The organism is Streptomyces sp. NPDC045967 (assembly GCF_056430495.1).
This window is the reverse complement of the sequence record NZ_JBWKLE010000008.1, coordinates 131611-154221: the sequence shown is the minus strand read 5'-3', so window position 1 is coordinate 154221 and position 22611 is coordinate 131611. Positions and strand designations below refer to the sequence as shown.

The 22611-nt window shown below is 71.7% G+C and carries 20 protein-coding genes; 17 read left to right on the top strand and 3 right to left on the bottom strand.

Features of this window, described 5'->3' with window-relative positions; genetic code table 11:
- Nucleotides 1-100: 100 nt before the first annotated feature.
- Nucleotides 101-2296, bottom strand: a complete 2196-nt coding sequence (locus AC07FY_RS18405; RefSeq protein WP_479007411.1) for an elongation factor G-like protein EF-G2 — start codon at nucleotides 2294-2296, stop codon at nucleotides 101-103.
- Nucleotides 2297-2669: 373 nt separating this feature from the next.
- Between AC07FY_RS18405 and pgsA the strand changes: the two genes are divergently transcribed.
- The 15 genes from pgsA (at nucleotide 2670) to AC07FY_RS18330 (ending at nucleotide 18011) form a co-directional block, all read left to right on the top strand.
- Nucleotides 2670-3335, top strand: coding sequence for a phosphatidylinositol phosphate synthase (gene pgsA / locus AC07FY_RS18400; protein WP_479007410.1), 666 nt, complete (start codon nucleotides 2670-2672; stop codon nucleotides 3333-3335).
- Nucleotides 3335-4246, top strand: coding sequence for a phosphatidylinositol mannoside acyltransferase (locus AC07FY_RS18395; RefSeq protein WP_479007408.1), 912 nt, complete (start codon nucleotides 3335-3337; stop codon nucleotides 4244-4246). The genes pgsA and AC07FY_RS18395 overlap by 1 nt, the downstream gene beginning before the upstream one ends.
- Nucleotides 4246-5415 carry a glycosyltransferase family 4 protein gene (locus AC07FY_RS18390; protein ID WP_479007406.1) on the top strand — a complete coding sequence of 390 codons (1170 nt, stop codon included), beginning with the start codon at nucleotides 4246-4248 and terminating at the stop codon, nucleotides 5413-5415. Before AC07FY_RS18395 ends, AC07FY_RS18390 begins: the two co-directional genes overlap by 1 nt.
- Before the next feature lie 134 nt (nucleotides 5416-5549).
- The gene (locus AC07FY_RS18385) at nucleotides 5550-6092 is read left to right on the top strand and encodes a LemA family protein (protein ID WP_479007404.1); all 543 of its coding nucleotides are present in this window, start codon (nucleotides 5550-5552) and stop codon (nucleotides 6090-6092) included.
- Nucleotides 6093-6247: 155 nt separating this feature from the next.
- Complete coding sequence (pdxS, locus tag AC07FY_RS18380; RefSeq protein ID WP_030706266.1) at nucleotides 6248-7165, top strand: pyridoxal 5'-phosphate synthase lyase subunit PdxS; 918 nt, start codon at nucleotides 6248-6250, stop codon at nucleotides 7163-7165.
- Nucleotides 7166-7173: 8 nt separating this feature from the next.
- The gene (gene pdxT / locus AC07FY_RS18375; protein ID WP_479007402.1) at nucleotides 7174-7764 is read left to right on the top strand and encodes a pyridoxal 5'-phosphate synthase glutaminase subunit PdxT; all 591 of its coding nucleotides are present in this window, start codon (nucleotides 7174-7176) and stop codon (nucleotides 7762-7764) included.
- Nucleotides 7765-7821: 57 nt separating this feature from the next.
- The gene (locus AC07FY_RS18370) at nucleotides 7822-8574 is read left to right on the top strand and encodes a YebC/PmpR family DNA-binding transcriptional regulator (RefSeq protein WP_362297910.1); all 753 of its coding nucleotides are present in this window, start codon (nucleotides 7822-7824) and stop codon (nucleotides 8572-8574) included.
- Between the two features lie 130 nt (nucleotides 8575-8704).
- Nucleotides 8705-9241 (top strand): crossover junction endodeoxyribonuclease RuvC, encoded by a 537-nt coding sequence (gene ruvC / locus AC07FY_RS18365; protein ID WP_479007401.1) that lies wholly within the window; start codon nucleotides 8705-8707, stop codon nucleotides 9239-9241.
- Entirely contained in the window at nucleotides 9238-9870 is a 633-nt protein-coding gene (gene ruvA / locus AC07FY_RS18360) for a Holliday junction branch migration protein RuvA (RefSeq protein ID WP_479007400.1), read from the top strand. Before ruvC ends, ruvA begins: the two co-directional genes overlap by 4 nt.
- A gap of 185 nt (nucleotides 9871-10055) precedes the next feature.
- Nucleotides 10056-11129, top strand: coding sequence for a Holliday junction branch migration DNA helicase RuvB (gene ruvB, locus AC07FY_RS18355; protein ID WP_479007399.1), 1074 nt, complete (start codon nucleotides 10056-10058; stop codon nucleotides 11127-11129).
- Between the two features lie 165 nt (nucleotides 11130-11294).
- Entirely contained in the window at nucleotides 11295-11756 is a 462-nt protein-coding gene (gene yajC, locus AC07FY_RS18350; protein ID WP_479007398.1) for a preprotein translocase subunit YajC, read from the top strand.
- A 156-nt stretch (nucleotides 11757-11912) separates the two neighbouring features.
- On the top strand, nucleotides 11913-13721 hold the full coding sequence (gene secD / locus AC07FY_RS18345; RefSeq protein WP_479007397.1) for a protein translocase subunit SecD: 1809 nt from the start codon (nucleotides 11913-11915) through the stop codon (nucleotides 13719-13721).
- 3 nt (nucleotides 13722-13724) lie between these two features.
- On the top strand, nucleotides 13725-14780 hold the full coding sequence (secF, locus tag AC07FY_RS18340) for a protein translocase subunit SecF (RefSeq protein WP_479007396.1): 1056 nt from the start codon (nucleotides 13725-13727) through the stop codon (nucleotides 14778-14780).
- Nucleotides 14777-15334 (top strand): adenine phosphoribosyltransferase, encoded by a 558-nt coding sequence (locus tag AC07FY_RS18335; RefSeq protein ID WP_479007395.1) that lies wholly within the window; start codon nucleotides 14777-14779, stop codon nucleotides 15332-15334. Before secF ends, AC07FY_RS18335 begins: the two co-directional genes overlap by 4 nt.
- A gap of 253 nt (nucleotides 15335-15587) precedes the next feature.
- Nucleotides 15588-18011, top strand: coding sequence for a RelA/SpoT family protein (locus AC07FY_RS18330; RefSeq protein ID WP_479007393.1), 2424 nt, complete (start codon nucleotides 15588-15590; stop codon nucleotides 18009-18011).
- 72 nt (nucleotides 18012-18083) lie between these two features.
- On the opposite strand, the gene AC07FY_RS18325 is transcribed toward AC07FY_RS18330, so the two are convergent.
- Together AC07FY_RS18325 and AC07FY_RS18320 are read right to left on the bottom strand one after the other, a co-directional pair.
- Nucleotides 18084-19313, bottom strand: a complete 1230-nt coding sequence (locus AC07FY_RS18325) for a DUF349 domain-containing protein (protein ID WP_479007392.1) — start codon at nucleotides 19311-19313, stop codon at nucleotides 18084-18086.
- A 193-nt stretch (nucleotides 19314-19506) separates the two neighbouring features.
- Complete coding sequence (locus AC07FY_RS18320) at nucleotides 19507-20292, bottom strand: peptidylprolyl isomerase (protein WP_479007390.1); 786 nt, start codon at nucleotides 20290-20292, stop codon at nucleotides 19507-19509.
- 153 nt (nucleotides 20293-20445) lie between these two features.
- On the opposite strand from AC07FY_RS18320, the gene AC07FY_RS18315 reads away from it, so the two are divergent.
- A complete protein-coding gene (locus AC07FY_RS18315; RefSeq protein ID WP_479007388.1) occupies nucleotides 20446-21159 on the top strand; it encodes an MBL fold metallo-hydrolase in 714 nt (237 codons plus the stop codon).
- A gap of 10 nt (nucleotides 21160-21169) precedes the next feature.
- Nucleotides 21170-22429: a histidine--tRNA ligase gene (hisS, locus tag AC07FY_RS18310; protein ID WP_479007386.1), complete on the top strand. Its 1260-nt coding sequence runs from the start codon at nucleotides 21170-21172 to the stop codon at nucleotides 22427-22429.
- Nucleotides 22430-22611 lie beyond the last annotated feature (182 nt).

Sequence of the window (22611 nt, the reverse complement as noted above, 5' to 3'; positions counted from 1 at the left end):
CGATGAGCCTATCGGGCGATGTCACCCCATGGTCATGGGACAGGGAAATGCCGCCCGGCGCAACAGGGTTGGCCGGGCGGCGTCTGCGACCCCATGCCGACTACGTTCCCTTCTCCAGTTGTTCGCGCACCTTGTCGGCGATCTGGGGCGGCATCGGTTCGTGGCGGGCGTAACTGCGGGCGAAGCGGCCCGTGCCGTGCGAGACGGAGCGCAGCTCGACGGCGTAGCGGCCGATCTCGATCTCGGGGATCTCGGCGCGGACCAGGGTGCGCCCCTCGCCCGCCTGTTCAGAGCCGACGACCCGGCCCCGGCGGCCCGCGAGGTCGCTCATCACCGGGCCGACGTACTCGTCGGGGACCGTCACGGCCAGTTCGGCGACGGGTTCCAGGAGGTGGATGCGGGCTTCGGCGGCGGCTTCGCGCAGGGCGAGGGCCCCGGCCGTCTGGAAGGCGGCGTCGGAGGAGTCCACCGAGTGCGCCTTGCCGTCGACGAGGGTGACGCGTACGTCGACCAGCGGATACCCGGCGGCGACCCCGCGGGCGGCCTGGGTGCGCACGCCCTTCTCCACCGATGGGATGAACTGGCGCGGCACGGCTCCGCCGACGACCTTGTCGACGAACTCGATGCCGCTGCCCGGCGGCAGGGGCTCCACCTCGATCTCGCAGATGGCGAACTGGCCGTGGCCGCCGGACTGCTTGACGTGCCGGCCGCGGCCCGCCGCCTTCGCCCCGAAGGTCTCGCGCAGGCTCACCTTGTGGGGCACGGCGTCGACCTGCACGCCGTAGCGCGTGCGCAGCCGCTCCAGGGCGACGTCCTGGTGGGCCTCGCCCAGGCACCACAGGACGACCTGGCGGGTGTGCGGGTTCTGCTCCAGCCGCATGGTCGGATCCTCGGCGACGAGGCGGGCCAGCCCTTGCGAGAGCTTGTCCTCGTCGGCCTTGCTGTGCGCCTCGATGGCGAGGGGGAGCAGCGGGTCGGGCATGGCCCACGGCTCGAGGAGCAGCGGATCGTCCTTGGCGGAGAGGGTGTCGCCGGTCTCGGCCCGGGTCAGCTTGGCCACGCAGGCCAGGTCGCCCGCGATGCACCGGGGCAGGCTGCGCTGCTGTTTGCCGAAGGGCGCGCTGAGGGCGCCGATCCGCTCGTCCACGTCGTGGTCCTCGTGTCCGCGGTCGGCGAGGCCGTGGCCGGAGACGTGGACCGTCGCCTCGGGCAGCAGGGTGCCGGAGAACACGCGGACGAGGGAGACCCGGCCGACGTAGGGATCGGAGGAGGTCTTGACGACCTCGGCGAGGAGGGGGCCGTCCGGGTCGCAGGTGACGGCGGGGCGCGGGGAGCCGTCCGGGGCGGTGACGGGGAGCGCGGCCCGTTCCAGGGGAGTGGGGAAGCCGCCCGTGATCAGTTCGAGGAGTTCCACGGTCCCCAGGCCCTGCCGGGCGCCCTCGGGGGCGGGCGCCGCCATCAGGACGGGGTGGAAGGTGCCGCGGGCCACGGCGCGCTCCAGGTCGTCCACGAGGGTCTTGACGTCGATGTCCTCGCCGCCGAGGTACCGGTCCATCAGGCCCTCGTCCTCGCTCTCGGCGATGATCCCCTCGATGAGGCGGGAGCGGGCGCCGGAGATGAGGGCGAGCTCGGCGGGGTCCGGATCGCGTTCGACGCGCTCGCCGGAGGAGTACTCGTACACGCGCTGGGAGAGCAGGCCGAGCAGGCCGGTCACGGGGGCGTGGCCGTCGGGGCCGGCGGGGGCGTGCAGCGGGAGGTAGAGCGGGATGACGGCGTCGGGGTCGTCGGCGCCGAAGATCTCGCCGCAGATGTTCGCCATCTGCGCGTAGTCGGCGCGGGCGGCCTCCAGGTGCGTGACGACGATGGCGCGCGGCATGCCGACCGCCGCGCATTCGTCCCAGACCATGCGGGTGGCGCCGTCGATGCCGTCGGAGGCCGAGACGACGAAGAGGGCCGCGTCCGCGGCGCGCAGACCGGCCCTGAGCTCTCCGACGAAGTCGGCGTATCCGGGGGTGTCCAGCAGGTTGATCTTGATTCCGCCCCAAGCGACGGGGACGAGGGACAGCTGGACGGACCGCTGCCGGCGGTGTTCGATCTCGTCGTAGTCGGAGACCGTGGCACCGTCCTCGACCCGGCCCGCCCGGTTGACCGCTCCGGCGGTCAGGGCGAGCGCTTCGACCAGGGTGGTCTTGCCGGATCCGCTGTGGCCGACCAGCACGACGTTCCGTACGGAGGAGGGGCGGTCGGCCGTCAGCGCCCTGCCGGCGGCTCCGGATTGGTGTGAGGTGGCTCCCATGATTCTCGTGCCTCCCGGTCGTGACGGTGAGGAGGATGGATTCCTGCGAGAAGGGCTGCTCCCCGGGCCCCGGCTTTCGTCGACCTCCCGCGTTTCCTCCGGGGACGGAAAAAAGGGGGCCCTTCGAGCTTTGCACCGGTGCCACACCGCGTCCATACGTCGTACCGGGCAGGTCGCGGGGGGCGCACGGGCGGCGTACCGGGGGCGCCGGGCGGCCGGACCCGGCCGGTACCGGAGCCGGTCCGGGACGCGACCTGCGCCTGACGCGGCGCGAACCGGTGGGTGCGCGGCGTGCGGGGGGCGGCGTCCTGGCTACGATGGGCCAGCCGGTGGCCGTGGTGGCCGTGCGGCCCAGCGACCCTCCGGGAAGGCCATGCTGAACAAGTACGCGCGTGCATTCTTCACGCGTGTTCTCACGCCATTCGCCGCTTTTCTGCTCCGGCGGGGGGTGAGCCCGGACGCGGTCACCCTGATCGGCACGGCCGGAGTGGTGGCCGGAGCGCTGGTCTTCTTCCCCCGGGGCGAGTTCTTCTGGGGCACGATCACCATCACCCTCTTCGTCTTCTCCGACCTGGTGGACGGGAACATGGCCCGCCAGGCCGGCGTCTCCAGCCGGTGGGGCGCCTTCCTCGACTCCACCCTCGACCGGGTGGCGGACGCGGCGATCTTCGGCGGCCTCGCCCTCTGGTACGCGGGCTCCGGCCACGACAACGTGCTGTGCGCGGTGGCCATTTTCTGCCTCGCCAGTGGCCAGGTGGTCTCCTACACCAAGGCGCGCGGCGAGTCGATCGGCCTGCCGGTCGCCGTCAACGGCCTCATCGAGCGCGCCGAGCGACTGGTGATCTCGCTGGTCGCCGCGGGCCTGTCCGGGCTCCTGATCTTCGGCGCGCCGTCCTGGATGGGCGTACTGCTGCCGGCCGCCCTGTGGATCGTGGCGGTCGGCTCGCTCGTCACGCTGGTGCAGCGCGTGGTCACCGTACGCCGCGAGGCGGCCGAGGCGGACGCCGCGGCGTCCGCCGCCGAGGGGGGCGCGGCCTGATGGGCACCGCGAAGGACAAGCTGGTCGACGGGCTGTACGGACTCGGCTGGGCGGGGGTCAAGAAGCTGCCCGAACCCGCCGCCGTGGCGCTGGGCCGGCGGATCGCGGACGTCGCGTGGAAGCGGCGCGGCAAGAGCGTGCTCCAGCTGGAGTCGAACCTGGCGCGCGTGGTGCCCGGCGCCGGACCCGAGCGGCTGCGCGAACTGACCAAGGCCGGCATGCGCTCCTACATGCGGTACTGGATGGAGTCCTTCCGGCTGCCGGCCATGGACCCGAAACGGTTCGGCACGGACGTCGAGATGAAGGACGAGCACATCCTGCGCGAGGCACTCGCCTCCGGCCGCGGGGTCGTGGTCGCCCTGCCGCACCTCGCCAACTGGGACCTCGGCGGAGCCTGGGCCATCGGCCACATCGGGGTGCCCTTCACCACCGTCGCCGAACGGCTCAAGCCCGAGTCCCTCTACGACCGCTTCGTCGCCTACCGCGAGAGCCTGGGCATGGAGGTGCTGCCGCACAGCAGCGGCTCCGCCTTCGGCACCCTCGCCCGCCGGCTGCGCGCCGGCGGCCTGGTCTGCCTGGTCGCGGACCGGGACCTGTCGTCCTCCGGGATCGGGGTGGACTTCTTCGGCGCCACGGCGCGCATGCCGGCCGGGCCGGCGCTGCTGGCCCAGCAGACCGGCGCGGTCCTGCTCCCGGCCACCCTGTACTACGGCGAATCCCCGAAGATGTACGGCCGGATCCACCCCGAGGTGGCGGTGCCCGAGAACGGCACCCGACTGGAGAAGACCGCCGCCATGACCCAGGCGGTCGCGGACGCCTTCGCGCTCGGGATCGCCGAGCACCCGGAGGACTGGCACATGCTGCAGCGGCTGTGGCAGGACGATCTGACCGACCAGGGGGAGCGCCCGTAGTGAAGATCGGCATCGTGTGCCCGTATTCGTGGGACGTGCCGGGCGGCGTCCAGTTCCACATCCGGGACCTCGCCGAGCACCTCATCGGCCTCGGCCACGACGTGTCGGTCCTGGCGCCGGCGGACGACGAGACCCCGCTGCCGCCGTACGTGGTCTCGGCGGGCCGCGCCGTGCCGGTGCCCTACAACGGCTCCGTCGCCCGCCTCAACTTCGGCTTCCTCTCCGCCGCCCGGGTGCGCCGCTGGCTGCACGACGGCACCTTCGACGTCATCCACATCCACGAGCCGGCCTCGCCCTCGCTGGGACTGCTGTCCTGCTGGGCGGCGCAGGGCCCGATCGTGGCCACTTTCCACACCTCGAACCCGCGTTCGCGGGCGATGATCGCGGCGTACCCGATCCTCCAGCCGGCCCTGGAGAAGATCAGCGCGCGGATCGCGGTCAGCGAGTACGCCCGGCGCACGCTCGTGGAGCACCTCGGCGGCGACGCGGTCGTCATCCCCAACGGCGTCGACGTGGACTTCTTCGCCAAGGCGGACCCGAACCCCGAGTGGTCCGGCCGCACCCTGGGCTTCATCGGCCGCATCGACGAGCCGCGCAAGGGCCTGCCGGTGCTGATGGCTGCCTTCCCCGCGATCGCGGCGGCCTTCCCCGACGTACGGCTCCTCGTCGCGGGCCGCGGCGACGAGGAGGAGGCGGTGGCCTCCCTCCCGGCCGAGCTCCGCTCCCGGGTCGAGTTCCTCGGCATGGTCTCGGACGAGGACAAGGCCCGGCTGCTGCGCAGCGTCGACGTGTACGTGGCGCCGAACACCGGCGGCGAGAGCTTCGGCATCATCCTGGTCGAGGCCCTCTCGGCGGGCGCGACGGTGCTGGCGTCCGACCTGGACGCCTTCGCGCAGGTCCTGGACCAGGGCGGGGCGGGCGAGCTCTTCTCGAACGAGAACGCCGACGCCCTCGCGGCCGGCGCGATCGGCCTCCTGGGCGACCCGGCCCGACGCGCGGAACTGAGTGCACGGGGCTCGGCGCACGTACGCCGCTTCGACTGGGCCACGGTCGGCGCGGACATCCTCGCCGTCTACGAGACGGTGACGGACGGCGCGGCGGCGGTGGCCGCCGACGAACGCGTCTCCTTGCGCACCCGCCTCGGCTTCTCCCGGGACACCTCGGCCTGAGCGGCGGGCGCCGGGCCGGCGGGTGGCGGGGCGTCGGGCACGGGACCGGCGGGTGAGGGAGCCTCCGGCACGGGACCGGCGGGTGAGGGGCCGGGCGGGCAACCGGGCCGGCCGGAAGGGTAGTGTCGCCGCCCGTGATCGAAACCCTTGTCTGGATTGCCCTGGCGCTCGCGGTCGTCGGGGTCTACCTCAGCTGGACCGCCGGCCGGCTCGACCGGCTGCACTCGCGGATGGACGCCGCGCGGGCCGCGCTGGACGCCCAGCTGGTGCGGCGGGCCTCCGTGGTGGTGGAGGTGGCCACCTCCGGTGTGCTCGACCCCGCGTCCTCCCTCGTGCTGTACGAGTCCGCGCACGCCGCGCGGCAGGCGGAGGAGGAGCAACGGGAGGTCGCCGAGAGCGAGCTCAGCCAGGCGCTGCGCGCGGTGTTCGCCGACGCCGACCAGGTCGAGGTGCTGAAGGCCGCGCCGGGCGGTGCGGAGGCCACCGAGGAGTTGGCGGCGGCGGTGCGCCGGGTACCCATGGCGCGCCGGTTCCACAACGACGCCGTACGGGCCGCGCGGGCCCTGCGCAGGCACCGCAAGGTCCGCTGGTTCCGCCTGGCCGGGCACGCGCCCTTCCCGCTGGCGTTCGAAATGGACGACGAGCCTCCGGCGGACCTGGCCGAAAGGCCGGTCTGAGCCGCACGGGCGGGGTCCAGGGCCGCCGCGGACAAGTGGAGGGGGCCACTGGCTCCACATTGGCCCTTGTAGTGGACTGGTCCGTGAGGTTTGCTCGGCTGAGTAGGACCAGTAGCACCCGTAGCACCCGTCTTCCTTTCGAGTGAGGTCAATCCGTGAGCACGCTTCCCACCTCCCCCCAGTCCGCTGAGTCGGCCATCGGCACCTCGCGCGTCAAGCGCGGCATGGCCGAGCAGCTCAAGGGCGGCGTGATCATGGACGTGGTCAACGCCGAGCAGGCGAAGATCGCCGAGGACGCCGGCGCCGTGGCCGTCATGGCCCTGGAGCGGGTCCCCGCCGACATCCGCAAGGACGGCGGCGTCGCGCGCATGTCGGACCCGAACATGATCGAGGAGATCATCGAGGCCGTCTCGATCCCCGTCATGGCCAAGTCCCGCATCGGCCACTTCGTCGAGGCCCAGGTCCTGCAGTCCCTCGGCGTCGACTACATCGACGAGTCCGAGGTCCTGACCCCGGCCGACGAGGTCAACCACTCCGACAAGTGGGCCTTCACCACCCCCTTCGTCTGCGGCGCCACCAACCTGGGCGAGGCCCTGCGCCGCATCGCCGAGGGCGCGGCCATGATCCGCTCGAAGGGCGAGGCCGGCACCGGCAACGTCGTCGAGGCCGTCCGCCACCTGCGCCAGATCAAGAACGAGATCGCCCGCCTGCGCGGCTACGACAACAACGAGCTGTTCGCCGCCGCCAAGGAGCTGCGCGCCCCGTACGAGCTCGTCAAGGAGGTCGCCGAGCTCGGCAAGCTCCCGGTCGTGCTGTTCTCCGCCGGCGGTGTCGCCACTCCGGCCGACGCCGCCCTGATGCGCCAGCTCGGCGCCGAGGGCGTCTTCGTCGGCTCCGGCATCTTCAAGTCGGGCGACCCGGCCAAGCGCGCCGCCGCCATCGTGAAGGCCACCACCTTCTACGACGACCCGAAGATCATCGCGGACGCGTCCCGCAACCTCGGCGAGGCCATGGTCGGCATCAACTGCGACACCCTGCCCGAGGCCGAGCGCTACGCCAACCGCGGCTGGTAGTCACTGCCATGACCACCCCCGTGATTGGTGTCCTGGCCCTCCAGGGCGACGTACGGGAGCACCTGATCGCCCTGGCCGCGGCGGACGCCGTGGCCAGGCCGGTCCGGCGCCCCGAGGAACTCGCCGAGGTCGACGCCCTGGTGATCCCCGGCGGCGAGTCCACGACCATGTCGAAGCTCGCCGTGCTGTTCGGCATGCTGGAGCCGCTGCGCGCGCGCGTGGCCGCGGGCATGCCGGTGTACGGCACCTGCGCCGGCATGATCATGCTGGCCGGCAAGCTCCTGGACGGCCGTGAGGACCAGGAGACCCTGGGCGGCATCGACATGATCGTGCGCCGCAACGCCTTCGGCCGCCAGAACGAGTCGTTCGAGGCGGAGATCGACTTCGCGGGCGTCGAGGGCGGCCCGGTCCAGGGCGTCTTCATCCGCGCCCCGTGGGTCGAGTCCGTCGGCGCCGCCGCCGAGGTGCTCGCCACGTACGACGGCCACACGGTCGCCGTCCGGCAGGGCAACGTCCTCGCGACGTCGTTCCACCCCGAGTTGACCGGTGACGACCGGGTCCACGCCTACTTCGTCGACATGGTGCGCGCGGGGCTGTGACCGGCTCCCGGTAGGATCGGAGACGAACACTGTTGGTGACGCGAAGGAGACAGGCGGATGTCCGGCCACTCTAAATGGGCTACGACGAAGCACAAGAAGGCCGTGATCGATGCCAAGCGCGGCAAGCTCTTCGCGAAGCTGATCAAGAACATCGAGGTCGCGGCCCGGATGGGCGGCGCGGACATCGACGGCAACCCGACGCTCTTCGACGCCATCCAGAAGGCCAAGAAGAGCTCGGTGCCGAACAAGAACATCGACTCCGCGGTCAAGCGCGGCGGCGGTCTCGAGGCCGGCGGCGCCGACTACGAGACGATCATGTACGAAGGCTACGGCCCGAACGGTGTCGCGGTGCTCATCGAGTGCCTCACCGACAACCGCAACCGCGCCGCCTCCGACGTGCGGGTCGCCATGACCCGCAACGGCGGCTCCATGGCCGACCCCGGCTCGGTGTCGTACCTGTTCAACCGCAAGGGCGTCGTGGTGCTGCCCAAGGGCGAGCTGTCCGAGGACGACGTCCTGGAGTCGGTGCTCGAGGCCGGCGCCGAGGAGGTCAACGACATCGGCGAGTCCTTCGAGGTGATCAGCGAGGCCACCGACCTGGTCGCGGTCCGCACCGCCCTGCAGGAGGCCGGCATCGACTACGACTCGGCCGAGGCCAGCTTCGTCCCCTCGATGCAGGTCGAGCTGGACGAAGAGGGCGCACGCAAGATCTTCAAGCTGATCGACGCGCTGGAGGACAGCGACGACGTGCAGAACGTCTTCGCCAACTTCGACGTCTCGGACGAGGTCATGGAGAAGGTCGACGCCTGAGCAGGGCACCGATCCGACGACGGGCCGACAGGACACACCCTGTCGGCCCGTCGCTTTGGCTGCTTTGTCAGTGGGCCCCGCTACCCTGCACGAACACGGACGGGTGATCGAGGGCGGGGGCGGGGGCGGAATGCGGGTACTGGGTGTGGACCCGGGGCTGACGCGGTGCGGCATCGGCGTCGTGGAAGGTGTCGCCGGACGCCCCCTGGCCATGCTCGGGGTGGGAGTCGTGCGGACGCCCGTCGAGGCGGAGCTGGGCCTGCGGCTCGTCGCGATCGAGCGGGGCATCGAGGAGTGGCTCGACGCGCACCGGCCCGAAGTCGTCGCCGTGGAACGGGTGTTCAGCCAGCACAACGTGAGCACCGTGATGGGCACCGCGCAGGCGAGCGCCGTCGCCATGCTGTGCGCGGCCCGGCGCGGAATCCCGGTCGCCCTGCACACGCCGAGCGAGGTCAAGGCCGCCGTCACCGGCAGCGGCCGCGCCGACAAGGCCCAGGTCGGGGCCATGGTGACCCGCCTGCTCAGGCTGGCCGCACCGCCGAAGCCGGCCGACGCCGCCGACGCCCTCGCCCTCGCCATCTGCCACATCTGGCGGGCCCCCGCCCAGAACCGCCTCCAGCAGGCGGTCGCCCTGCACGCCCCAGGCTCGAAAGGCCGTACCCGATGATCGCCTTCGTCAGCGGCCCCGTCGCCGCGCTCGCCCCCACCCTGGCCGTCGTCGAGGTCGGGGGAGTGGGCATGGCCGTGCAGTGCACGCCGAACACCATCGCCGGTCTGCGCATCGGGGAACAGGCCCGGCTGGCCACCTCGTTGGTCGTCCGGGAGGACTCCCTCACGCTCTACGGCTTCGCCGACGACGACGAGCGGCAGGTCTTCGAACTGCTCCAGACCGCGAGCGGGGTCGGGCCCCGGCTGGCACAGGCGATGCTCGGGGTGCACAGCCCGGACGCGTTGCGCACGGCCGTCTCGACGGGTGACGAGAAGGCGCTGACGGCCGTCCCCGGAATCGGCAAGAAGGGCGCGCAGAAGCTGCTGCTGGAGCTGAAGGACAAGCTGGGGGCCCCGCTCGGGTCGAGCGGCCTGGTCGGCGCGCAGCGGGCCGCGGCCACCGGCCCGGCGCCCTGGACCGAGCAGCTGGCCGCGGCCCTGATCGGCCTGGGCTACTCCTCCCGGGAGGCCGAGGAGGCCGTCGCCGTGGTGACGCCGCAGGCCGAGGCCGCCGTCGCCGCCGGTGGTTCGGCCCCCGTGCCCCAGCTCCTGCGAGCCGCCCTCCAGTCCCTGAACCGGGCCCGCTAGTGCTGGGCGCCGCGACGCGGTGAACCCTTCCGGGCACGCCCTGGGCCCGGTGCGGCCGGACCGCACTTTGACGCCGGCCACGTCCGGCCCCGTCGGCGTTCGAGGCGCGGGGCCCGGGGCCGAGCCCCAGCAGCGGCGCCGCACCCGACGCCGCACCGTACGAACCGAGAAGGCAGACTGACACCGTGAACTGGGACGACGACACCACCGCCGAGGACGAGGCCCGCATCGTCGCCGCGGCCGCCGACGGTGAGGACACGGCCGTCGAGGCGGCGCTGCGCCCCAAGGACCTCGACGAGTTCGTCGGCCAGGAGAAGGTCCGCCAGCAGCTGGACCTCGTCCTGAAGGCGGCCCGGCAGCGCGGCGCCACCGCCGACCACGTCCTGCTCTCCGGCGCCCCCGGCCTCGGCAAGACCACCCTGTCCATGATCATCGCGGCCGAGATGGGCGCGCCCATCCGCATCACCTCCGGCCCCGCCATCCAGCACGCCGGCGACCTCGCCGCCATCCTCTCCTCCCTCCAGGAGGGCGAGGTCCTCTTCCTCGACGAGATCCACCGCATGTCCCGGCCCGCCGAGGAGATGCTCTACATGGCCATGGAGGACTTCCGCGTCGACGTGATCGTCGGCAAGGGGCCCGGGGCCACCGCCATCCCGCTGGAACTGCCGCCCTTCACCCTGGTCGGGGCGACCACGCGGGCCGGCCTGCTGCCGCCCCCGCTGCGCGACCGCTTCGGCTTCACCGGGCACATGGAGTTCTACGCCCCCGAGGAGCTGGAGCGCGTCATCCACCGCTCCGCCCGCCTCCTCGACGTCGAGATCGACGCCGACGGGGCCGCCGAGATCGCCGGCCGCTCCCGCGGCACCCCCCGCATCGCCAACCGCCTGCTGCGCCGCGTCCGCGACTACGCCCAGGTCCGCGCCGACGGTGTGATCAACCGCGAGGTGGCCGGTACCGCCCTCCAGGTGTACGAAGTGGACGCGCGCGGGCTCGACCGGCTGGACCGGGCCGTCCTGGAGGCGCTGCTCAAGCTGTTCGGCGGCGGGCCCGTGGGCCTGTCCACGCTCGCCGTCGCCGTCGGCGAGGAGCGGGAGACCGTCGAGGAGGTCGCCGAGCCCTTCCTGGTCCGGGAGGGGCTGCTCGCACGCACCCCCAGGGGGCGGGTCGCCACCCCCGCCGCCTGGTCCCACCTGGGGCTCGTGCCGCCGCGGCAGCACGGGAGCGGATCAAGCGGACAACCGGGCTTGTTCGGGGCCTGACGGCGCGGAGGTTGGCACCCTCAGGAACCACGGTGCCATGCTGGGCGTTGTTCCATCGGTGCGGACTCGCCTAGACTCCGCCGATGCCGACCTTTCGGGTCGGCATGCCCACCCCCGTAGAAATGGCCGCCGTCCGCGTGCGGTCGTGCGAAGGATCTCCGTCCCGTGAATCTCGTGACACTCCTCCCGTTCATCGTGCTCATCGGGGCGATGTTCCTGATGACCCGCTCCGCGAAGAAGAAGCAGCAGGCGGCCGCGCAGATGCGCGACCAGATCACGCCCGGCACCGGGGTCCGCACCATCGGCGGCATGTACGCCACGGTGAAGGAGATCGGCGACGACACCGTCACCCTCGAGGTGGCTCCCGGCGTCCACGCGATCTACGCGAAGAACTCCATCGGCGCCGTCCTGGAGGACGCGGAGTACAACCGCATCGTCCACGGCGCCACCGATGATCTGACCATCGACACGCCGGTCGTCCCCGACGACGCCTCCTCCCTCACGGGGAAGGACCAGGACGCGGCGCCCAAGCTCGACCTCGGCAAGAAGGACGAGCCGAAGGACGCCGAGCCCAAGGGCGACGAGCCCGAGGACGGCACGGCGGACGGCGGGCCCGGCGCGAAGTAGCGCACGGGCCGGGGACCGCGGGGGCGCCTGACCGGCGGCCGTCGCGGTCCCGGTCAGCGACCCACTTCTGCGGGGGGCAGGGGTCCCCACCACACATTTCGTGGCCGTCCGCGCGCTGACCCGGCGCGGGGCGGTTGGACAGGGAGAAACGACAAGGTGGCAGCACCGAAGAAGGGCCGGCGGCCCACGGGGGCTCAGGGGAGGCCGGGGCGCGCCCTGGCGTTCATCCTGATCGCGATGGTGGCGCTCACCGCGGGGATGTTCCTCTCGAAGCAGACGACTCCCCGGCTGGGCATCGACCTCGCCGGCGGCACGAGCATCACGCTCAAGGCCAAGAGCGAGCCCGGCAAGCCGGACGCGATCAACGAGACCAACATGAACACGGCGGTCGGCATCATCGAGCGCCGCGTCAACGGTCTCGGCGTGTCGGAGGCCGAGGTCCAGACCCAGGGCCGCGACCACATCATCGTGAACATCCCCAAGGGGACGAACGAGCAGCAGGCGCGCGAGCAGGTCGGTACCACCGCCCAGCTGTACTTCCGCCCGGTCCTCGCCTTCGCCGACGGCGCCCCCGCCCCGCCCGAGGGCGCCCCGAGCCCGAGCCCGTCCGCGAGCGGCTCCGGCGCTCCCAAGGCCGAGGACGGCAAGTCCCCCTCGGCCACCCCGTCGTCCAGCGCCACTTCCCAGGGCCGTGCGCTCAGCGAGGCCCTCAAGGCCCCGAACGCCCCCACTCCCACCCCTTCGGGCGGCGAGTCGAAGAAGGCAGACGACAACAAGGCCGCCCCGACCCCGTCGGGCTCGGCATCGGGCGCACCCTCGCCCTCCACGCCGCCGACGGCCGAGGAGACGGCCGCCGCGGGCCTGCAGGCGGCCTTCGCCAAGCTGGACTGCACCAACGAGGAGCAGCGCGCGGCCGCCGGCAAGGGCGTCAAGCCCGAGGACCCGATGGTCGCCTGCGGTCAGCGCGGCGACGTCTGGGGTAAGTGGATCCTGGGCCCGGCCCAGGTCGACGGCAAGGACGTCAAGGACGCCAAGGGCATCATCGACCCGCAGCGCGGCATGTGGATCGTCACGATGCAGTTCACCGACAAGGGCGCCGACAAGTTCGCCAAGATCACCGGTGAGCTCGCCACCAAGCAGGCCCCGCAGAACCAGTTCGCGATCGTGCTCGACGGCGAGGTCATCTCCGACCCGTCCGTCAGCCAGGCGCTGACCGGCGGCAACGCCGAGATCTCCGGCGGCTTCACCCAGCAGTCCGCCCAGGACCTGGGCAACATGCTCTCGTACGGCGCCCTGCCGCTGTCCTTCAGCGAGGACAGCGTCACCACCGTCACCGCCGCGCTCGGCGGTGAGCAGCTGAAGGCCGGCCTGATCGCCGGCGCCATCGGCCTGCTGCTCGTCGTGATCTACCTGCTCGTCTACTACCGGGGCCTGGCGTTCGTCGCCATCATCAGCCTGCTGGTCTCCGCGATCCTGACCTACACGATCATGGCGCTGCTCGGAAAGGGCATCGGCTTCGCGCTGAACCTGCCCGCCGTCTGCGGTGCGATCGTGGCGATCGGCATCACGGCGGACTCGTTCATCGTGTACTTCGAACGCATCCGCGACGAGATCCGCGAGGGCCGCACCCTGCGTCCGGCCGTCGAGCGCGCCTGGCCGCGCGCCCGGCGCACCATCCTGGTCTCCGACTTCGTGTCGTTCCTGGCCGCCGCGGTGCTGTTCATCGTCACCGTCGGCAAGGTGCAGGGCTTCGCCTTCACCCTCGGTCTGACCACCCTGCTCGACGTGGTCGTGGTGTTCCTCTTCACCAAGCCGGTCATGACCCTGCTGGCGCGTACGAAGTTCTTCGCCGGCGGCCACCCGTGGTCCGGGCTGGACCCGCAGCGGCTCGGCGCCAAGCCGCCGCTGCGCCGGTCTCGCCGCACGGCCCCCGCACCCGCCCCCGTCGACGCAAAGGAGGCGTGAGAGATGTCGAAGCTGGGAGATCTCGGCGCCAGGCTGTACCGCGGTGAGGTCGGCTACGACTTCGTCGGCAAGCGCTTCATCTGGTACGGCGTTTCCATCCTGATCACCATCACGGCGATCGCGGCCCTGGCGATCCAGGGCCTCAACATGGGCATCGAGTTCAAGGGCGGTGCCGTCTTCACCACACCGAAGACGGCCGTCTCCGTCGCCCGGGCGACCGAGGACGCGGAGAAGGCCTCGGGCCACGACGCGATCGTCCAGGAGCTCGGCACGGGCGGCCTGCGCATCCAGATCTCCGGTCTGGACACCGACGCCGCGACCGACGTCAAGAAGCAGCTCGCCACCGACCTGAAGGTCACCGAGGCCGACATCAACGCGGATCTGGTCGGCCCCAGCTGGGGCGAGCAGATCGCCAACAAGGCGTGGACCGGCCTCGGGATCTTCATGATCCTCGTGGTGATCTATCTGGCCATCGCCTTCGAGTGGCGGATGGCGGTCGCGGCGCTGATCGCCCTGATCCACGACCTCACGATCACCGTCGGCATCTACGCGCTGGTCGGTTTCGAGGTGACCCCGGGAACGGTCATCGGCCTGCTGACGATCCTCGGTTACTCGCTCTACGACACCGTCGTCGTCTTCGACGGTCTCAAGGAGGGGTCGAAGGACATCACCAAGCAGACCCGCTACACCTACAGCGAGGTCGCCAACCGCAGCATCAACGGCACGCTGGTCCGTTCGATCAACACCACCGTCGTCGCGCTCCTGCCGGTCGCGGCCCTGCTGTTCATCGGCGGCGGCCTGCTGGACGCCGGCATGCTGAACGACATCTCGCTGTCGCTGTTCGTCGGCCTCGCGGCCGGTGCGTACTCCTCGATCTTCATCGCCACCCCGCTCGTCGTGGACCTCAAGGAACGCGAGCCGGCGATGAAGGCCCTGAAGAAGCGGGTGCTCGCCAAGCGGGCGGCCGCGGCGGCGAAGGGCGACTTCTCGGAGGGCGAGGGCTACGCCGAGGACGAGCCGCAGGTCGTGGCGCAGGGCCGGCCGGGACGGCGCCGGTGACGGCCCCGGCGCTCTCCGCGGACGTGCGCGAGCTGCTGCTCGGCCGCATCAAGGACGTGGCGGACTACCCGAAGCCGGGGGTCGTGTTCAAGGACATCACCCCGCTGCTGGCGGACGCGAAGGCGTTCGCCGCACTGACGGACGCGCTGGTGGAGCTGGCCGGCCGGTACGGGGCGACGAAGATCGTCGGGCTGGAGGCGCGCGGGTTCATCCTCGCGGCTCCGGTCGCCGTGCAGGCCGGGATCGGCTTCGTCCCCGTGCGCAAGGCCGGGAAGCTGCCGGGGGCGACCCTGGCGCAGTCCTACGAGCTGGAGTACGGAACGGCGGAGATCGAGGTCCACGCCGAGGACCTGTCGGCCGGTGACCGGGTCATGGTCATCGACGACGTCCTGGCCACCGGCGGCACCGCCGAGGCCTCGCTCTCGCTGATCCGGCGGGCCGGGGCCGAGGTCGCCGGGGTGGCCGTCCTGATGGAGCTGTCGTTCCTTCCCGGCCGCGCCAGGCTGGCCGGTGCGCTGGGCGGGGCTCCGCTGGACGCCCTGATCGTGGTCTGACCTCCACACGCGCCGAGCGGCGGGCATCCGGATCCTCCGGGTGCCCGCCGCTCGTGCGTGCGGCGCCGCCCCGGGGGCTCCGAGGCGGGCGGGCCCGGCTGGGGAACCGGAGCGCGGCGGTCCAGGGGGGAGGCTCGGCGAACGAGGTGGCCGAACCCTCGCTACGATGGGTTATCCGGACCGGACACGGGCACCGGATCACACCGGATCCTCCCCCGGACTCGCGTCCAGGGGACCCCCGTGAGGAGCGCTCTTGCCAGACGAGGTCCAGCCACTCTCCGCCGCGCAGCCCGACCCGCAGGCCGAGCAGGTCCCGGCGGCCCCCGCCACGCCCCCGCCGGCCCCGCCGGTCAAGCCCGCGTCGGCGAAGTCGGCCGGGTCCTCCAACCGGGTGCGCGCCCGGCTCGCCCGGCTGGGCGTCCAGCGTTCCAACCCGTACAACCCGGTCCTGGAGCCCTTGCTCCGCATAGTCCGCAGCAACGATCCGAAGATCGAGACGGCGACGCTGCGCCAGCTGGAGCAGGCCTACCAGGTCGCCGAGCGCTGGCACCGCGGCCAGAAGCGCAAGAGCGGCGACCCGTACATCACCCACCCGCTCGCGGTCACCACCATCCTCGCCGAGCTCGGCATGGATCCGGCCACCCTGATGGCCGGGCTGCTCCACGACACCGTCGAGGACACCGAGTACGGGCTGGAGGACCTGCGCCGCGACTTCGGCGACGCGGTGGCCCTGCTCGTCGACGGCGTCACCAAGCTCGACCGGGTCAAGTTCGGCGAGGCCGCGCAGGCCGAGACCGTCCGCAAGATGGTCGTGGCGATGGCCAAGGACCCGCGCGTCCTGGTGATCAAGCTCGCCGACCGCCTGCACAACATGCGCACCATGCGCTACCTCAAGCGGGAGAAGCAGGAGAAGAAGGCCCGCGAGACCCTCGAGATCTACGCCCCGCTGGCCCACCGGCTGGGCATGAACACGATCAAGTGGGAGCTCGAAGACCTCTCCTTCGCGATCCTCTACCCGAAGATGTACGACGAGATCGTGCGCCTGGTCGCCGAGCGCGCGCCCAAGCGCGACGAGTACCTGGCCGTCGTCACCGACGAGGTGCAGACCGACCTGCGGGCCGCCCGCATCAAGGCCACCGTCACCGGCCGGCCCAAGCACTACTACAGCGTCTACCAGAAGATGATCGTCCGCGGCCGTGACTTCGCGGAGATCTACGACCTGGTGGGCATCCGCGTCCTCGTGGACACCGTGCGGGACTGCTACGCGGCCCTCGGCACCGTGCACGCGCGCTGGAACCCGGTCCCCGGCCGGTTCAAGGACTACATCGCGATGCCCAAGTTCAACATGTACCAGTCGCTCCACACGACGGTCATCGGGCCCAGCGGCAAGCCGGTCGAGCTCCAGATCCGCACCTTCGACATGCACCGCCGGGCCGAGTACGGCATCGCCGCCCACTGGAAGTACAAGCAGCAGACCGTCGCAGGCACCTCCAAGGTCCGCACCGACGTCCCGCAGGCCGCCAAGGGCAGTGCCGGGCAGGACACGGTCAACGACATGGCCTGGCTGCGCCAGCTGCTCGACTGGCAGAAGGAGACCGAGGACCCGGGCGAGTTCCTCGACTCGCTGCGCTTCGACCTCTCCCGCAACGAGGTCTTCGTCTTCACGCCCAAGGGCGACGTCATAGCGCTGCCTGCCGGGGCCACGCCCGTGGACTTCGCCTACGCCGTCCACACAGAGGTCGGTCACCGGACCATAGGGGCCCGGGTCAACGGCCGCCTCGTGCCGCTGGAGTCCACCCTCGACAACGGCGACCTGGTCGAGGTCTTCACCTCCAAGGCCGAGGGCGCGGGCCCGTCCCGCGACTGGCTGGGCTTCGTCAAGTCCCCGCGGGCCCGCAACAAGATCCGGGCCTGGTTCTCCAAGGAGCGCCGCGACGAGGCCATCGAGCACGGCAAGGACGCCATCGCGCGGGCCATGCGCAAGCAGAACCTGCCGATCCAGCGCATCCTGACCGGCGACTCCCTGGTCACCCTCGCGCACGAGATGCGCTACCCCGACATCTCCTCCCTGTACGCGGCGATCGGCGAGGGCCACGTGGCCGCGCAGGGCGTCGTGCAGAAGCTGGTGCAGGCCCTCGGCGGCGAGGACGCCGCCAACGAGGACATCGAGGAGCCGATCCCGCCGGCGCGCTCCCGCAACAAGCGGCGCAGCAACGCCGACCCGGGTGTCGTCGTCAAGGGCGTCGACGACGTGTGGGTCAAGCTGGCCCGCTGCTGCACCCCCGTGCCGGGCGACCCGATCATCGGGTTCGTCACCCGCGGCAGCGGCGTATCGGTTCACCGCGCGGACTGCGTGAACGTCGATTCGCTCTCCCAGCAGCCCGAGCGGATGCTGGAGGTCGAATGGGCGCCCACCCAGTCCTCGGTCTTCCTGGTCGCCATCCAGGTCGAGGCCCTGGACCGCTCCCGCCTGCTGTCGGACGTCACCCGCGTCCTGTCGGACCAGCACGTCAACATCCTCTCCGCGGCCGTCCAGACCTCCCGCGACCGCGTCGCCACCTCGCGCTTCACCTTCGAGATGGGCGACCCCAAGCACCTGGGCCACGTCCTGAAGGCCGTACGGGGTGTGGAGGGCGTGTACGACGTCTACCGCGTGACCTCGGCCCGCCGGCCGTAGCCGCACGCGCAAGGGCCCCGGTACGGATCGTCCGTACCGGGGCCCTTGCCACAGGCCAGGGGGAAACCGGGGTCAGCCCCCGAACTCCTCCAGGCCCTTCAGCGCCTGGTCCAGCAGGGCCTGGCGGCCCTCCAGCTCGCGGGAGAGCTTGTCGGCCTTCGCGTTGTTGCCCGCCGCGCGCGCCGCGTCGATCTGCTCACGCAGCTTGTCGACGGCCGCCTGGAGCTGGCCCGTCAGGCCCGCCGCGCGCGCCCGCGCCTCCGGGTTCGTACGCCGCCACTCGCCCTCCTCGGCCTCCTGGATGGCCCGCTCCACGGCGTGCATCCGGCCCTCGACCTTCGGCCGGGCGTCGCGCGGCACGTGGCCGACGGCCTCCCAGCGCTCGTTGAGGGAGCGGAACGCGGCGCGGGCCGCCTTCAGGTCCGTGATCGGGACGAGCTTCTCGGCCTCGGCGGCCAGCTCCTCCTTCACCTTCAGGTTCTCCACCTGCTCGGCGTCGCGCTCCGCGAAGACCTCGCTGCGGGCCGCGAAGAACACGTCCTGCGCACCGCGGAAGCGGTTCCACAGGTCGTCCTCGGCCTCCCGCTGCGCCCGGCCGGCCGCTTTCCAGTCCGCCATCAGCTCGCGGTAGCGGGCGGCCGTCGGACCCCAGTCGGTCGACTTCGACAGCGCCTCGGCCTCGGCGACCAGCTTCTCCTTGACCTTGCGCGCGTCCTCGCGCTGCGCGTCCAGCGAGGCGAAGTGCGCCTTGCGGCGCTTGGAGAACGCGGAGCGGGCGTGCGAGAAGCGGTGCCACAGCTCGTCGTCCGACTTGCGGTCCAGCCGCGGCAGGCCCTTCCAGATGTCCACCAGGGCACGCAGCCGCTCGCCGGCACTGCGCCACTGGTCGCTCTGCGCCAGCTCCTCGGCCTCGACGACCAGCGCCTCCTTGGCCGCGCGCGCCTCATCGGTCTGCTTGGCCTTCTGCGCCTTGCGCTCCTCGCGCCGGGACTCGACGGTCTCGACCAGCTTGTCCAGCCGTACGCGCAGCGCGTCGAGGTCGCCCACGGCGTGGTGCTCGTCGACCTGCGTGCGCAGGTGGTCGATGGCCGTCTGCGCGTCCTTGGCGGACAGATCGGTGGTCCGCACCCGCTTCTCGAGGAGGCCGATCTCGACCACCAGGCCCTCGTACTTGCGCTCGAAGTAGGCCAGGGCCTCCTCGGGGGTGCCCGCCTGCCACGAACCGACGACCTTCTCGCCATCGGCAGTACGCACGTACACGGTGCCCGTCTCGTCGACTCGGCCCCACGGGTCGCTGCTCACAGCGCCTCCTCCACCTGATGCCCCGCGAGGGGTTCACCCCCTGGGCATCGTCCACAGTTTCCTGGGGCGGGCCGCGCCCGCCCTGCACAACGCCAACATAGGCGACCGCCGGGCCGGCTGTCCGCATCCCGCACGACGGAATATCGGCGTACGGGCGGTACGGGGACCGCCGGGCCCGCGGCAGCGCTCCGGGTCAGTTCTGGGTGACGGTGCCCTTCTCGATCTTGACCTCGTTCTTCGGGGCGCCGTCCTGGCCGCCGTCGGCCGTTCCCGCCTTCGCGATCTCCTCCAGCACCTTCATGCCGGCCGCGTCGATCGTGCCGAAGGGCGTGTACGAGGGCGGCAGCGGGCTGTCCTTGTAGACCAGGAAGAACTGGCTGCCGCCCGAGCCGGGCTGGCCGGTGTTGGCCATCGCAACGGTGCCGGCCCGGTAGACGACCTTGCCCTGCTCGTCGGGCTTGCCCAGCGAGTCCAGGTTCTCGTCCGGGATGGTGTAGCCGGGGCCGCCCATGCCGGTGCCCTCGGGGTCGCCGCACTGGAGCACGAAGATCCCGCCCGACGTCAGCCGGTGGCACTTGGTGTTGTCGAAGTAGCCCTTGTCGGCGAGCGACTTGAACGAGTTGACCGTCTGCGGAGTCTTCGCCGCGTCCATCACGAAGCCGATGGCGCCCGCGTTCGTCTTCAGGGCGAAGGTGTACTTCGCCTTCTGGTCGACGGCCATCTCGGGCGAGGGGGACTGCTTCGGCGAGGGCGCGGCCGAGGGACTGGCCGCCGGGTCGGCAGCCTGGTCCTTGGTGTCCTTGCCGTCGAAGACACCGCCGACGATGAGGCCGACCAGCGTCGCGACCACCACGGCCACCGCCGCGCCGACCACCGCGGCCCGCCGGCGCGCCTTCTGCCGCGCCTCGGCCCGCCGCTTCTGCTGGCGCTCGTACTTCTCCCTGGCGAGCTGTCGCCGCCGCTGATCGCTCGTGACCACCGGGTCGTCTCCTTGTGCGTCTCTGGTACCGCTGTCCGGGCTGGGTTAGGCCGTACCGTATATGGGTTCGCTGTGTGATGAGCGGCGCCGGTAGGCTCTGAGCAGCAGCATTCCGATCTGCAGCCTCCCGCCGGACGACGATTGAGGACGAACGTGCTGATTGCCGGGTTCCCCGCCGGGGCTTGGGGCACCAACTGCTACCTGGTCGCACCCGCCGCCGGTGAGGAGTGCGTGATCATCGACCCGGGCCACCAGGCCGTGCAAGGGGTCGAGGAGACGCTGAAGAAGCACCGGCTCAAGCCCGTCGCCGTCGTGCTGACCCACGGCCACATCGATCATGTGGCCTCGGTCGTCCCGGTGTGCGGAGCACACGACGTACCGGCCTGGATCCACCCCGAGGACCGCTACATGATGAGCGACCCGGAAAAGGCCCTCGGCCGCTCCATCGGGATGCCGCTCATGGGCGAGCTGACCGTGGGGGAGCCCGACGACGTCCGGGAGCTGACCGACGGGGCCGCCCTGCGGCTCGCCGGGATGGACTTCTCCGTGGCGCACGCGCCGGGGCATACCAAGGGGTCGGTGACCTTCCGGATGCCGGAGACCCCGGACGTGCCGTCCGTGTTCTTCTCCGGTGACCTGCTCTTCGCCGGCTCCATCGGACGCACCGACCTGCCCGGCGGCTCCCACGCCGAGATGCTCGAGTCGCTGGGCCGCGTGTGCCTGCCGCTCGAGGACTCGACCGTGGTGCTGTCCGGCCACGGCCCCCAGACCACCATCGGCCGCGAGCGCGCGACCAACCCGTACCTGCGGGAGGTCGCGGCCGGCCTGGCAGCGGACCCGACAGCCGCTCCACGACGAGGAATGTGACGAGAGCCCCGTGAGCACCTTCAAGGCCCCCAAGGGCACGTACGACCTGATCCCGCCGGTCTCCGTGAAGTACCTGGCCGTGCGCGAGGCCATCTCGGCCCCCCTGCGCAACTCCGGCTACGGCTACATCGAGACCCCCGGCTTCGAGGACGTCGGCCTCTTCGCCCGCGGTGTGGGCGAGTCCACCGACATCGTCTCCAAGGAGATGTACGCCTTCGAGACCAAGGGCGGCGACCAGCTGGCCCTGCGCCCCGAGGGCACGGCGTCGGTGCTGCGCGCGGCGCTGGAGGCGAGCCTGCACAAGCAGGGCAACCTCCCGGTCAAGCTCTGGTACTCGGGCTCGTACTACCGCTACGAGCGCCCGCAGAAGGGCCGCTACCGCCACTTCTCGCAGGTCGGCGCCGAGGCCATCGGCTCCGAGGACCCGGCCCTGGACGCCGAGCTGATCATCCTGGCCGACGAGGCCTACCGCTCGCTGGGCCTGCGCGACTTCCGGATCCTGCTGAACTCGCTGGGCGACAAGGAGTGCCGCCCGGTGTACCGGGAGGCGCTGCAGAACTTCCTGCGCGGCCTCGACCTGGACGCGGAGACGGTCCGCCGGGCGGAGATCAACCCGCTGCGCGTCCTCGACGACAAGCGGGCCGACGTACAGAAGCAGCTGGTCGGCGCGCCGGTGCTGCGCGACTACCTGTGCGACGCGTGCAAGGCGTACCACGAGGAGGTGCGGGCGCTGATCACGGCGGCCGGCGTCGCCTTCGAGGACGACGAGAAGCTGGTGCGCGGCCTCGACTACTACACGCGGACCACCTTCGAGTTCGTCCACGACGGCCTCGGCTCGCAGTCCGCGGTCGGCGGCGGCGGGCGCTACGACGGCCTGTCCGAGATGATCGGCGGCCCGGCGCTGCCGTCCGTGGGCTGGGCCCTCGGCGTCGACCGCACGGTGCTGGCGCTCGAAGCAGAGGGCGTGGAGCTGGACATCCCGGCGGCGACCTCCGTGTTCGCCGTGGCCCTGGGCGAGGCCAAGCCGGCCGTGTTCGGGCTCGTGACCCGACTGCGGAAGGCCGGGATCGCCGCGGACATGTCCTACGGCGGCAAGGGCCTCAAGGGCGCGATGAAGGACGCGAACCGCAGCGGTGCGCGGTTCGCGGTCGTCGCGGGCGACCGCGACCTGGCCGACGGCGTCGTCCAGCTGAAGGACATGGAGAGCGGCGAGCAGTCCCCGGTCGCCCTCGGCGAGCTCGTCGAGGTGGTCCGGGGCAAGCTCGGCTGACCTCGGCCGCCCGCGGACAGGGGGCGGGGCGGGGGAGTGCGCGGTGCGCTGCGCCGCTCCCACCGCCCCGCCCCCTGCGCGCCTCGGCCCCCGGCCCCGTCGCGCGTCCTTATCCCCGTCGAACGGTGGCCGGCCGGTCACGTACGGCACAATGGCCGGTGCTTGTCGACCTTGCAGATGCG